Origin of the sequence: Sulfuricurvum sp. (assembly GCF_028681615.1) — a bacterium.
Classification (GTDB): Bacteria; Campylobacterota; Campylobacteria; order Campylobacterales; family Sulfurimonadaceae; genus Sulfuricurvum.
The window spans coordinates 1-12,792 of the sequence record NZ_JAQUHV010000021.1 but is presented as its reverse complement, the minus strand read 5'-3'; the positions used below and the strand labels follow the sequence as shown (position 1 = coordinate 12,792).

Annotated in this window: 14 protein-coding genes; 10 read left to right on the top strand and 4 right to left on the bottom strand. The window is 41.0% G+C overall.

What is annotated here, in order from left to right; all coding sequences use genetic code 11:
- Positions 1–81: 81 nt before the first annotated feature.
- Positions 82–1,389 (bottom strand): flagellar protein export ATPase FliI, encoded by a 1,308-nt coding sequence (gene fliI, locus PHE37_RS12855; protein ID WP_299994025.1) that lies wholly within the window; start codon positions 1,387–1,389, stop codon positions 82–84.
- A 3-nt stretch (positions 1,390–1,392) separates the two neighbouring features.
- Positions 1,393–1,980: a GTP cyclohydrolase I FolE gene (gene folE, locus PHE37_RS12850; RefSeq protein WP_299994027.1), complete on the bottom strand. Its 588-nt coding sequence runs from the start codon at positions 1,978–1,980 to the stop codon at positions 1,393–1,395.
- Between the two features lie 138 nt (positions 1,981–2,118).
- Here folE and tig point away from each other — a divergent pair, with 138 nt between their 5' ends.
- The 6 genes from tig to PHE37_RS12820 all read left to right on the top strand — a co-directional run bounded on the left by tig (position 2,119) and on the right by PHE37_RS12820 (position 6,976).
- The gene (gene tig, locus PHE37_RS12845; RefSeq protein ID WP_299994029.1) at positions 2,119–3,420 is read left to right on the top strand and encodes a trigger factor; all 1,302 of its coding nucleotides are present in this window, start codon (positions 2,119–2,121) and stop codon (positions 3,418–3,420) included.
- Complete coding sequence (gene clpP, locus PHE37_RS12840) at positions 3,420–4,016, top strand: ATP-dependent Clp endopeptidase proteolytic subunit ClpP (protein ID WP_299994030.1); 597 nt, start codon at positions 3,420–3,422, stop codon at positions 4,014–4,016. Before tig ends, clpP begins: the two co-directional genes overlap by 1 nt.
- A gap of 10 nt (positions 4,017–4,026) precedes the next feature.
- Positions 4,027–5,058, top strand: a complete 1,032-nt coding sequence (locus PHE37_RS12835) for a diguanylate cyclase (RefSeq protein ID WP_299994032.1) — start codon at positions 4,027–4,029, stop codon at positions 5,056–5,058.
- Between the two features lie 7 nt (positions 5,059–5,065).
- The gene (def, locus tag PHE37_RS12830) at positions 5,066–5,581 is read left to right on the top strand and encodes a peptide deformylase (protein ID WP_299994033.1); all 516 of its coding nucleotides are present in this window, start codon (positions 5,066–5,068) and stop codon (positions 5,579–5,581) included.
- 199 nt (positions 5,582–5,780) lie between these two features.
- A complete protein-coding gene (locus tag PHE37_RS12825; protein ID WP_299994035.1) occupies positions 5,781–6,020 on the top strand; it encodes a hypothetical protein in 240 nt (79 codons plus the stop codon).
- A 68-nt stretch (positions 6,021–6,088) separates the two neighbouring features.
- A complete protein-coding gene (locus PHE37_RS12820; RefSeq protein ID WP_299994037.1) occupies positions 6,089–6,976 on the top strand; it encodes a magnesium chelatase domain-containing protein in 888 nt (295 codons plus the stop codon).
- Between the two features lie 181 nt (positions 6,977–7,157).
- Here the strand turns inward: PHE37_RS12820 and PHE37_RS12815 are convergent, their stop codons facing one another.
- Positions 7,158–8,162 carry a WYL domain-containing protein gene (locus PHE37_RS12815; RefSeq protein ID WP_299994039.1) on the bottom strand — a complete coding sequence of 335 codons (1,005 nt, stop codon included), beginning with the start codon at positions 8,160–8,162 and terminating at the stop codon, positions 7,158–7,160.
- A 254-nt stretch (positions 8,163–8,416) separates the two neighbouring features.
- On the opposite strand from PHE37_RS12815, the gene PHE37_RS12810 reads away from it, so the two are divergent.
- Genes PHE37_RS12810 through PHE37_RS12800 form a run of 3 tightly spaced genes read left to right on the top strand, consistent with a single transcriptional unit; the run spans position 8,417 to position 10,161 of the window.
- The gene (locus PHE37_RS12810) at positions 8,417–8,605 is read left to right on the top strand and encodes a multiubiquitin domain-containing protein (protein ID WP_299994040.1); all 189 of its coding nucleotides are present in this window, start codon (positions 8,417–8,419) and stop codon (positions 8,603–8,605) included.
- Positions 8,580–9,755: a ThiF family adenylyltransferase gene (locus PHE37_RS12805; RefSeq protein ID WP_299994043.1), complete on the top strand. Its 1,176-nt coding sequence runs from the start codon at positions 8,580–8,582 to the stop codon at positions 9,753–9,755. The genes PHE37_RS12810 and PHE37_RS12805 overlap by 26 nt, the downstream gene beginning before the upstream one ends.
- Complete coding sequence (locus PHE37_RS12800) at positions 9,745–10,161, top strand: DUF6527 family protein (RefSeq protein ID WP_299994046.1); 417 nt, start codon at positions 9,745–9,747, stop codon at positions 10,159–10,161. Before PHE37_RS12805 ends, PHE37_RS12800 begins: the two co-directional genes overlap by 11 nt.
- Positions 10,162–10,284: 123 nt before the next feature.
- Here PHE37_RS12800 and PHE37_RS13875 read toward each other — a convergent pair whose 3' ends face one another.
- Positions 10,285–10,554 (bottom strand): DUF1294 domain-containing protein, encoded by a 270-nt coding sequence (locus PHE37_RS13875; RefSeq protein WP_366881183.1) that lies wholly within the window; start codon positions 10,552–10,554, stop codon positions 10,285–10,287.
- 115 nt (positions 10,555–10,669) lie between these two features.
- On the opposite strand from PHE37_RS13875, the gene PHE37_RS12795 reads away from it, so the two are divergent.
- Entirely contained in the window at positions 10,670–12,568 is a 1,899-nt protein-coding gene (locus tag PHE37_RS12795; RefSeq protein ID WP_299994047.1) for a hypothetical protein, read from the top strand.
- Positions 12,569–12,792: the final 224 nt, after the last annotated feature.

Here is a 12,792-nt window from a genome sequence, read left to right as displayed (position 1 = left end):
TTTAACTTTTGGGATAATAGTGCAAACGACGTTATAGTAACCTTAAAGGTTTTTTATGTTTAGCGTAGCTTAAGGATGCAATCAACTCCCCATCAAATCGATCAACTGGTCGATTGTCTCTTGAAAGTGAGTAATACTCATAGATTCTTGGGAAAGAAAGGCTTCCATTTTTGCTTTTTTAGCCATCGCCTCATCCAGCTCCCTATCGGTCCCCTGCACATACGCACCGATCCGTATTAACATCTCGTTCTCTTTTAACAGTGTATAGAGACGTCGAAAACGTCTGACGGCCGCAAGATGTTCAGGAGTAATAATATCATTCATTACCCTAGAAGCCGAATTCAAAATATGGATCGGAGGATAAATACCGAAATCGGTCAATTCACGCGAAAGGACAATATGACCGTCCAGAATCGAACGCGATTGGTCGGCGATCGGATCACTCAGGTCATCTCCTTCGACAAGTACGGTGAAAAAAGCGGTTATCGAGCCGTTGCCTTCCTCTTTACCCGCACGTTCCATCAACTGCGGCAATAGAGTAAGCGATGAGGGAGGGTATCCTTTTGAAGTAGGCGGTTCACCCAAAGCCAGACCGATCTCCCGCTGCGCCATTGCAAAACGGGTAACCGAGTCCATCATAAAAAGGACATCGTGTCCTTTGCCTTTAAAATATTCCGCCACACTCATTGCGCTAAAGGCCCCGTATTTCCGCATCAGCGGTGAATCGTCACTGGTCGCAACAACTAAAACGGTATTTTCGAGATTACCGCCGAGCGATTTTTCGATAAATTCGGGAACTTCACGCCCCCGCTCCCCGATCAGGGCAACTACTTTGATCGGAGCATCGGCACCGCGGACAATCATCCCCATCAAGGTCGATTTCCCGACTCCGCTCCCCGCAAAAATTCCCAGTTTTTGCCCTTTTCCGCAGGTAAGCAATCCATCGATCGTTTTGACTCCGACACTAAACGGTTCATCGATCATCCCCCGTTTCATCGCCGCGATAGGAGCTTTGATGATCGACTCGAGATGAGTCCCCCCGATAGGCCCTTTTCCATCGATAGGGTTCATAAATGGATCGACGACCCGTCCGAGTAACGCTTCCCCTACTTCGATCATCATTCCGGTCTGATTCGGATACACTTTGTCTCCGGCACGAAACCCTTCGATAAACCGAAACGGCGTTATGTAAAAACGGTTGCGTTCTACTTCGCTTACCATCCCCAATGCCTCTGCACCGTTAACTTCTGAAACCATCACCACGGTATCGCCGATACTGACGTGCAATCCTTCCGCAACGATGACGGTAGGGCTGATTTTAGTCACAGTACCGAACACGGTCGTGAGCTTTTCAGTCCCTAAACGGCTGCGAAGTGCTTTGAGCGGCATAATTTAGTAACGGTTCCCGCTTGAAGAATTGATAAGACTGAAAAATTCCATACGCGTTTTTTCATCTTTTTTAAACAATCCGCGCAGTGCACTCGACGTCGTAGTTGAACTGATTTTTTGAACCCCGCGCATCTCCATACACATGTGACGTGCTTGAATGACAACCGCAACCCCTTTAGGAGAAACCGCTTCCATCAACGCATCCGCTATCTGCTCTGTGAGCTGTTCTTGGATCTGCATCCGACGTGCAAATACATCGACCACGCGCGGGATTTTCGAGAGTCCAACGACTTTCCCGTCCGGAATATACGCCACATGCGCCCGACCGATAATCGGCAGGAGATGGTGCTCACAGGTTGAGTAAAATTCAATATCTTTGATCAATACCATTTCATCGTTACTGCTGGAAAACATAGCTGAATTCAAAATCGTCTGCGGATCTTCCTGATAGCCGCCGAACATAAACTCATACGCTTTCAAAACACGCCCGGGCGTCTTTTCCAACCCTTCGCGGTTTACGTCTTCTCCGACATAGCGCATCATGGTTTTGACCGCTTCTTCAAAATTTTGCTGATCTTTTGGGTTTGACATCGATTCTCTCATACTGAATATTATTAATAGGACTGTATCATGTCTTTGCTTTTATTTTAATTCAGCGTACAATTAACCCTTTTTGGATATTATTGCCCCCATTTGATCACATAGTGACATAACAGCAAAAGGGATTCAATGCAAATTACAACCAATAAAATCGACTCAGCCAACGCAAAAATCAACGCGGCCATTACTCGCGGTACTATCGATAGCAACATCGAAAAAATCGCCAATCAACTCTCTAAAGATGTAAAAATTGCCGGTTTCCGCAAAGGAAAAGTCCCCGTCAGCGCGGTGAAAAAGCAATACGGTGAGCGTTTGGTTCAAGATGCCGAAGCACAAGCACTACGCGACCTTTTGAGCGCAGCCCTCGAAGAGATGAAAATTGCATCAGATGCATTGATCGGTGAACCGCAAATTTCTAAATTTGAAAAAAACGACAACGGTATCGATGTTGAAGTCATCATAGCAACCCGCCCTGCAATCGAACTCGGCGACTACGCGGCAATGGTTCCGGAAGTAACAAAACCTGCTATCGACGATGCGGCTATTACAGCCCGTATCGAAGAGCTCGCATCAGCGCAAGCACCTTTGGTCAACGTCGATGAAGACCGTGCGCTTGTAAGCGGCGATACTGCACTTCTTGATTTTGAAGGATTTGTCGACGGTGAAGCATTCGAAGGCGGTAAAGCAGAAAACTTCTCTCTTCGTCTCGGAAGCGGACAATTCATCCCTGGTTTCGAAGACCAAGTAATCGGCATGAAAAAAGGTGAAGAAAAAACCATCGACGTAACCTTCCCTGAAAACTACGGCGGAGCAAAATTAGCGGGGAAACCGGCTCAATTTAAAATCAAAATCAATGCAATCCAAACCAAAGAAGCAGTAGTCATCGATGATGAACTTGCGAAAAAAATGCTTCCTGGATTTGAAGATGCAAGCGTTGATATGCTCAAAGAAAAAGTAAAAGAACAACTTCAAAGCGAAGCAATGAGCGCCCTCTATAACGACGAGCTTAAACCAAATTTGATGGAAACGTTTGTCGCTGCATACACCATTGATCTTCCTGAATTCATCGTAGAACAAGAGATGGATATGGCACTCAATAAAAAAGCTCGCGATTTAAGCGAAGCGCAACTTGAAGAGCTCCGTAATGATGCTGAACAAGTAAAAGCGATGCGTGAAACGTTCCGCGACGATGCATGCCGCGCCGTTAAAGCAACCTTCATCGTTGACGCATTGGCAAAAGCAGAAAATATCATCGTTAACGAGCAAGAATTGATGCAGACGATCTATTATGAAGCAATGCAAATGGGTCAAGATCCGGCAGCAGTTTACAAACACTATCAAGAATCAGGATATCTTCCTGCAATTCAAATGGCAATGATCGAAGATCGCGTACTCAGTAAATTGCTTAACGATAAAATCAAAGAGGCATAATGAGCTATATCCCTTACGTCATTGAAAAAACGGGTCGCGGTGAGCGCTCGTATGACATCTATTCACGTCTCCTGAAAGACCGTATTATCATGCTCAGCGGAGAGGTAAACGATCCTGTCGCTTCTTCGATTGTGGCACAATTGCTCTTTTTGGAAGCGGAAGATCCTCAAAAAGATATCTATTTTTACATCAATTCTCCCGGCGGTGTTATCACTTCCGGGATGGCGATCTATGATACGATGAACTACATCCGTCCCGATGTCTGCACTATTTGTATCGGTCAAGCGGCATCTATGGGTGCTTTCTTGCTCAGTTCGGGTGCAAAAGGAAAGCGCTATGCGTTGCCTCATGCACGCATCATGATCCATCAACCTCTCGGAGGTGCGCAAGGTCAGGCAACCGATATCGAAATCCAAGCCAAAGAAATTTTGCGCATGAAAGCAGAGCTCAATGAAATTTTGGCTAAAAACTGCGGACAAAGCGTTAAAAAACTTGAAAAAGATACCGATCGCGATAACTTTATGTCAGCTCATGAAGCGGTGACTTATGGTATCATCGATGAAGTACTTATTCAAAAAGAAAAAGAAGAGAAGTAAAGGCTAAAAGATGGCGACGATCGCTGATCCTAAACGCTCACAACGCCAAAGCGGCGAAGAGGGATTTATCAGTGCCAGCTCGTTAGGTGATCCTACCAGCGATCTTGAAATATTCGCAAAAGAGGTCCTCACCGCCCTCATCTCCGATAATCTCCCCCCTACTCCGAATAATTTTTCCCTCTATTTCGACCGTATTTTGGAAGAAAAAAGCGAAAGCCTTCGCCGTCAAATCGGTGCTATTTTAGAGCTCGAAGAGGGTAATGAGGATGAAAAAAGCATTGAGCTGGAAAAAAACCTCAAACGGGGCTTTTCTTCCGTTAAAAGTATTTTGCAGCTGAGTGCCACACTCTATAAAAATATCTCTTTGATGGAAAAGATTTTAGATAAACGGAAAGAGGAGATCAAAAGTATCCCTTCCTTAAGCGGAGCCAGTGATCTGCTGGCCTCTTTAGGAAACGACATCGGTAAACTCAGCGGTATTCTAAAAAAACAAGTCGTTCATATGAAAACTATCTATGAAGAGACCGCTACAATTGTTAAACAAGTTGAAAATGACACGATTTTTGATAACCAATACGGTGTCTACAACAAGCGGTATCTTATTACACGACTTGAGCAAGAACGCAATCTTATTGATGAGTTCAAACACAAAAGTTCTCTTATCACTGTACGGCTCTCCAAAGATGCCAATACGAGTCAAAGTGAAAAAGCGCAGCAGTTAATGGTACGTACGGTCGCCCGGTTACTCCTTAAAACATCACGTCGCAGTGATGTTGTTGCCCATTACGGTGAAGGTATTTTTGCTATGGTACTTAAACATACCGATCTAGAGAGTGCAAAGCGGGCATCTGAGCGTCTATTTGATCTTGTCGCCTCCAGTAACTTTTTCCTGGCCGAGCAGGAAATTCAACTGCGTATCGCCATCGGCGTTGCCGAACTTAACGCATCCGTCGGGGTTGAACAGACCCTCGTATGCACACTAAACGCTATGGAAGCGGCAGACAAGGAACCAACCCTCCGCTACATGGTCTGTAATTCGTAAGGTCACTATGATTCTCCCAATTATTACTTATCCAAACAAACAGCTTAAAACCCGTTCCGTTGAGGTAACCAATTTTGATGAGTTGCTGCACCGTTTTTTAGATGATATGTTTGATACCATGATGAGTTCAAACGGTATCGGATTAGCCTCGATACAAGTTGCCAATCCGATTCGTGCCATTATCCTTTGTATACCGGACGAAGACGGCAAACAACACAAAGAGAATCTCATCGAAATTATCAATCCGGTTATCCATACCCCAAGAGGAAATGTCTTATACCAAGAGGGATGTTTGAGTGTTCCCGGTTTCTATGAAGATGTAGAACGTTACGAATCGCTAACTCTTCACTACCAAAATCGGCACGGCGAGCCTTGTGTTCTCCATGCCACAGACCTACTCTCTATCGCAATCCAACATGAAATCGATCATTTGGAAGGGAAGCTTTTCATCGAAAAACTCTCATATCATCGCCGAAAAAAATTTGAAAAAGAGTATAAAAAAGCTCAAAAAGAAAAAAAATAACTCTTTCATAAATATTGCGTAATGCAATATTTATTTCCTTCCTCCCTTCTTTTGATACAATTACCGTGTTCAATATAACTTTATCAGTTAAATGCAGTTATATTTAGAAGCTTAAATATTTTTACCGGACTAAAAAACAATAATAGTATTTATTTTAAGGGCATTACAATATACCGATAATTCATTTTGGAGGTATACCGTGAAACTCCTGCTAAATAAAAAATACTACAGCATCTATCTGGTGGGGGCTATTATTTCCGCCTGCTTCCTATTTATGTTCATTAGTACTATTGCTGTTTTAAAAAATATCGGCGGCGGAAAAACAAGTGCAGATATAGCGCTCGAAAAAGCCAAACAAAATTGCGATAGGAAAAAAGGCGAATTAGTACAGTTAAGTAAACAAAATCCTCTCAATACGACTTGTATTGCTCAGAGATAATGGCATACTGAACAACTCTACTCGTTTCTTCCCAACATCCTGTTGCTTTCTGAACGAATGGAGTGAGGATGAAACAACTGCAATGCGCAACGTTTGAGGGAATTGATGCTAAGAAGGTTGAGGTTCAGTTTAGTGCCACAAAAGGGCTGCCGGCATTTACCATTGTCGGTATGGCCAACACTGCCATCACCGAGTCTAAAGAGCGGGTGAAATCAGCTCTATTGAGTAACAGTTTCACATTCCCCCCTAAACGTCTCACCGTCAATCTGGCTCCCAGTGATTTACGTAAAGAGGGTTCTCATTTTGATCTCCCAATCGCTGCACTCATCGCATTAGGAAACTATGAGGGAGAGATAGGCGATTGGTATGTATTCGGAGAGCTGGGGCTGGATGGAAATGTTACCGAAAATACCCTCCTCTACCCTATCATTCTCTCTTTGGCAAATCAAGGGGCAATCACACGCGCTATCGTTCCTGCAGTAAGCTTGCCCAAACTCTCTAAAATACCGGGGATTGAATTTTTCGGGGTTAACTCTCTAACCGATACGCTCAATCTGTTACGTGCCGAAGAACTTCCACAATCTCAGTCACATGTTTCTACTTTTGATTTTAATCACGTCACCCATAATCATCAAAACTATTATTTCCATCAACACTATCCTCTTGATTTTAGTGAAATCAAAGGTCAGGAACATGCCAAACGCTCTGCCCTGATCGCGGCATGCGGAATGCATAATCTCCTCCTAGAAGGCTCTCCCGGATCCGGTAAATCGATGATTGCCAAACGTCTGGTTCATATCATGCCGCCCCTCCATAATGATGAGATGCTCGAATGCGCAAAATTGGAGATATTAGAGGGAAAAGAGCCGACCTTTACCCCTTCGCGTCCATTTCGTTCACCCCATCACTCCAGCACAGGAGCAAGCATCTTCGGAGGCGGCTGTAATTTCCAGTAAACGTTGCTACATTCCAATAAACTATGCTACATTTTTTAAATAGACTCTATTTACAATGTTATAAATCGATTTTATTTTAAATAAATTTCATTTATTCCCAATTTTATGAGTCATTGTTTATGTTAAAAATACAGAAACGTACTTGATAAATCTCGATATGTCTCATGCTTATTACCTTCATTTAACATTTCATAATGCTGCGTGATGCTGTAAACACTGCAGCATATTCTTCAGACGATTTCCGCATCTTTGCAATAAGATCTGCATTCCCTGGAATATCGCGTACAACAATTTTTGGCATATATTTTTGAATTGTTGGTATAACATCAAGATAATTCTCATCAGTTGAAATAACAGCGTAAATACGCCATATCTCATCATTGATCTTCACTCGCATTTGTGTGTCTTCCCACAAACTAAAATACGGTGCTCGCTCCAAGAAAGTATTAAAATTATCTGGAACCAACAATTCAATTTTATTTTTGATCTCACCATATGGTTTATAAAAGGCATTCATGCCCTGTTCAATTCCACGGATCTTCAACATAAGACTATTCCTATGCGTTTTATCAAAAAGTTCCTCTGTGATTTGAATATCTTCAATAAGTGCGGCAGTATATGTAAGAATCCCTTGCCACTTCTCTGTATGTACTTCCGCCACAAGATACCAATAAAACTCGAGATTGACAATCTGGAGCGGAATAACCTTTCGTTCCTTGTTTCTATAGATTATTTTTAAATAACGTCCTTTACGAACAGCCGTCTTAATTGTTGCAAAAGTATCAAGCATATTGTCATCGGTTTTTTCAACTGAGTCTTTTTGAAGAAGTCTAAGATGACGACGTCTAACATAGCGATTAACAATCCGATGCACTGTTTCTTTTAGTCCATATCCATAATGTGTAGCATTTCTCCGAATTCCAGCCAATATAACTGCTTCTTCAGGCGAAAGCAAGGTTGTTTCTAAGAAATGGTGTTTATGGGCTTTCCACATGTGTTGTGAGGGATAATAATCTATCTCACCATCATAATACATATCTACAACTTCACCAAATCGCTTACGGAGAGAATCGAGATTGACATTTAGTTGTGCCGCCTCATCCCTAAGACTTATCCCCTCTGTAAGATCTGATATTTTATGGATAATTGATGCAACTGCCATATCGAGTGAAATAAGCTTGCTCATAATTAAATAATCCCGTCCACTAAAAAATTATGCAATTCAATAGGGGTACAACTTTTTTTTGACGTACCCTTTATTTTACAATTTTATCATAGGGGACCGTTAAGGTGGGTATCCTAATGGAATTTCAGGTTTTGGCACAGGCCATTCATCTATTTATTCAACCATAAAAGGATATAAAAATGTCTAACGACAAACATACTGCTCCAGGGCAGAACAAAGAATATACTATCACTGTCAACACAAGAGAGAAGGTAGTGCAAGAGCATAAAGTTGACTACGATGAGATTGTTAGGTTGTCAGGTCTTATCGGAACTGACACAACATCATTTCTGATTTCGTATGAACGCGGCGTTGGTAATGCCAGTGGAAATCTTTCCCAAGGTGAATCTATTGTCCTTAAGGACGGGATGGTATTTAATGTCACAAACTGTAATCGATCATAGTCCTGATCTAAAACGGCTTCAGAATGAAGGGTATAGCCTCTTTGCTCAAGATGGATATTTGGTAATTGACGATATCCCTTATCTTAATTCAGGCAAAGAAGTTGTAACAGGAAGACTGATCACAGCATATACGCAAGCGGGCAGCAAAGCAGTATGCTCTGACCATATAGTCTTTTTTGACGGCGAAACGCCACACGATATTGAAGGAAGAGCACTCAATCAGATCATCAATGGTGTCTCCGAGAATGTGCATTCAAATAGTATCAAAAGTCGTATGCGATTTTCAAGCAAGCCAGATACGGGTTACAAAGATATTCATCACAAAATGACATCTTATATTGAAATGCTTGCTGGTCCGGCCAGGGTTCTAGACCCGTCCAGTACTCCAAGGAAGTATAAAGCTATTCCTCAAAACACGGATAACAGCCCCTTCGTATACAGTGACACCAATGCTAGCAGAGCTGGTGTACAATCGATTAGCCAAAAGCTATCGGGACAACGGATTGGTATTATTGGCCTTGGCGGCACAGGGTCATATATCCTTGATTTTGTAGCCAAAACACCTGTAACGGAAATTCGGCTTATAGACGGTGATGAATACTATGCACACAACGCTTTTCGATCACCATCAGCAGCAAGTATTGATGAGCTAAATGCCGGCATGAAGAAAGTAGTATATCATCAGCAAAAGTATTCGAAGCTGCACCGTGGAATCACTATTCATCCCTGCTATCTTTCAAAAGAAACTATGGATTTGCTGGATGGACTGGATTTCGTTTTCATAGCAATAGATCAAGGTTCCGTCAAAGCAGATATTTTTGCGTACCTCGATCTCAAAGGTATTCCTCACATAGACGTTGGCATGGGTGTCGAAATAACCCCATCAAATACCTTACGTGGGGCCATTCGCACGACAGCGTTTACTAATCCATCTCGGTTGGGGTTGAGACGATTCATTAATCTCAAAGATGACGATGATGCAATCTATAGTTCAAATATCCAGATCTGCGAACTCAACGCATTTAATGCCGTGTTGGCTGTTGTGGCTTGGAAACGCCATATGAACTTTTATCATGAAAGTGTACTTGTCGGACAGACCTCGTTCAATATCGATACAATGGGCCTAATAGGGGTTGATCATGAATCATAAATTTGTTACGACAATACCTGCCGCCATAGAAGAACAAACGCTTTATATTTCTATTGAATATAAAACAGCTATTCATCTTTGCGCATGCGGCTGTGGCTGTGAAGTAGTTACCCCTCTTTCACCAAGTGGGTGGAAAATGACATACAATGGAGCGGTTGTTTCATTGCATCCTTCTATTGGGAATTGGAGCTTGCCATGTAAATCACACTACTTTATTATTAATGACGCAATAAAATGGGCAAATGCTTTTGATGAAGAACAAATCACTCGCACTAAGGCCATCGATAAACGTTCTCATGAAACCTATTATGGTGGCAATAGTGACAAACAACCTGTTATGCCCACTCACAATCAAGATACTTTTATCATGAAGATAAAAAAAGTTTGGAAAAACTTACTGGGTTAAGACATTTTTCGTAGTATTTAATGTACTACGAAACGTCAACATTTCACTTCTAAATTTAACGTTTTGGTTAATACTTTATTTAATGAATCACTAAACAATATATTTAGTAAATCATTAAATATTTTAGACTGATCCTAAGTATATTAAATAGCCAAATATGCATAGACCATGAAGGAAAATTAAGATCGGAAATATCCCTTCAAAAGATTTTGTCTTATGTCTAAAATATTTCTGCCCCAGCAAAGCACCGACACTTCCACCGCAAATCGAAGTTGAGAGGAGCATTCTATTGCTGATCCGCCACATTTTATTGACGGCAAAATATTTATCTAATCCAAATAAAATAAACGTTCCGATATTGATGCTGACGAGATAAAAAACGATCTGAATCATTTTGATTTTTCCCTTGCAATATTTAAACGATTTAACACGTATTCTACCTTAATTGATTCAATAAACTATGCTACAATAAGAACATTATCAATCCTCTCAAAATAAAGTAGACTTCATGATAAATATTGATAAATATGGTATACGCAGTTTCCCTAAAGATAATATTCAACGCGTTATCTGGTGGTACGGTCCGGTTATAAAAAATCCTCACGACTCAAACAATCCCTTAGTTCTTATTCTTGCCAGACCCATTCTTAATAATGATCTCTCGCAAACTGTCAATATTTTAATAGTTACTCTACCGGAACTAGATACTGTCAGGCTTGGGACAATATGGCTAGGGGCAAATAAATTAGATCGACTTTGGCGCAATTATGAAGGGCACAGAAGGAATCAATCATTCGAGTTCAATTTTACAAAACATAATCCTGAATCGATCCAATTTTTGAGTAAAAAACCAAATTCTCAATATGGGTATATTCCTCCATACAAATATTTTTTGGGAAATTTTGAGCATGATCCCGACATCTCAAGTCTTAAACGCCACTACTTCCAAACATATCTAACAAAACTTGTCTCTGATGACGGCATGACCGTTCTAGTACCCTCTTTGGAATTGCTTTCTGGAGCAGTTGCACCTGGCCACAAACTTATACGATCCGGATTGGTAAACTATCCATTGGATACGATGCTTTCAAAATATATGAACAAAGCGTATATCAAAGACAATGAATATTTTGTAGACTTCTCCGAAGAAAAAATATTGGCCAATCAAACCGTATTGGCCTATTTACGGCTTAACGAAATTTCTCGCTCACGGCTTAAACCTTTATGGCAGTCAATGCAAGTTTCCAAAGTTAATCAAACCGGTACTGCTTCTCCATATAAATATCCTATTGTTTTACCCTATCATCCATATACCCTCAGATTAGAAGGGGACGGTATTCAAATTGATAAGGATACTTTTCTTTTATTACGAATTTATGGCTCAACTTTGCCGAATGATTATCAAGTACATGATCTAGCACCTTCTAAACCTCAAGGTGATCCAACAAATAATAATGGAAATGGCAAGAAGCCAGCCGGAAAAAATCCTGAGCCTTTAGAAGTTCCTGGAAACGATCAATATGAAATTACTGAAATTTTAGAACCAGATGATAGAGAAACTGCCGTTCGAATTCGATCGGAAGTAAGAATTATTGGGACAAAACCGATCATTACTACCGTCATCGATAATGATTCGTCCAATAATCCCGTCATTATTTCAAGTGGAGAAGAAAGTGAATCAGATAGAAATGAACCGGATGACGAAGAGATTGACGATGGTAAGCCTTCGGAAGAAAAAAACAATGATTTATCAGAGAACAAGACTCTATCTTCCGGAGAACCTGATTCTAGAAATGAGTCCAAAGGCAATAAGCCTGCCGAACAAGAGAAACTTGAGACAACCGGCCTAAATACTCACTTTAAAAAGATCATTGCCGCTCTTCATGCCTTGGTACTTTCTCCCGATTCAGATGTGGCTTCTTTTGTATATGTGAATAATTACGGTCAAGAGTTTGCCGAAGAAACGTTTTGCACGCTAAAAGGTATCAAACTTCCTCCGGATTATAAAGGACGATGGTTTACTAGAGGTAAGAAAGAAAATTCCGAAAAAAACGAATACATCCTCAGAAAATTTTTGATTGCTAAAGTTATTTTGAAAAATAAAAAAATAGCGTATCTTCTGGAAATTGAGCGGAAAGAAAATGAGGCATTTCTGGGGCTTATATTCAATACAGAGGACGGCACTGTCCCCAAACCAATAATTGCTGATCTACTAAGAAATATCGCTATCTATAAAGGAAGATATTACGGCAAGAAAACAGAGGAAGAAGAGAGCGAAACCCCTCTTGCCTTAGATCTTTCGGTCCATCTTTCAATGCCATACAGACATCCTAGTAGCTATCAACTTACTAAAATAATTGCTCGTGCTATTCGTAAAAATATTTTTCTTGAGCAATTCTTCTCTTGATTGCTTTGATACTTTCAGCTAGTATACGGTGAATTTCAAATAAGAGGAATAAACATGGGTGTAAATATTGATAAACCGCTTCTATGGAAAGCAGATACTGGAATGACCCCCATTTAGTAGACGGTTCAATTGACGACCGACACCTCATGGTTTCTTGATTCCGAGAAGTATCTTACCTCAAATTCGTTTGGAGACAAATATCCAAGATAGCTGTGTCGTCTTTT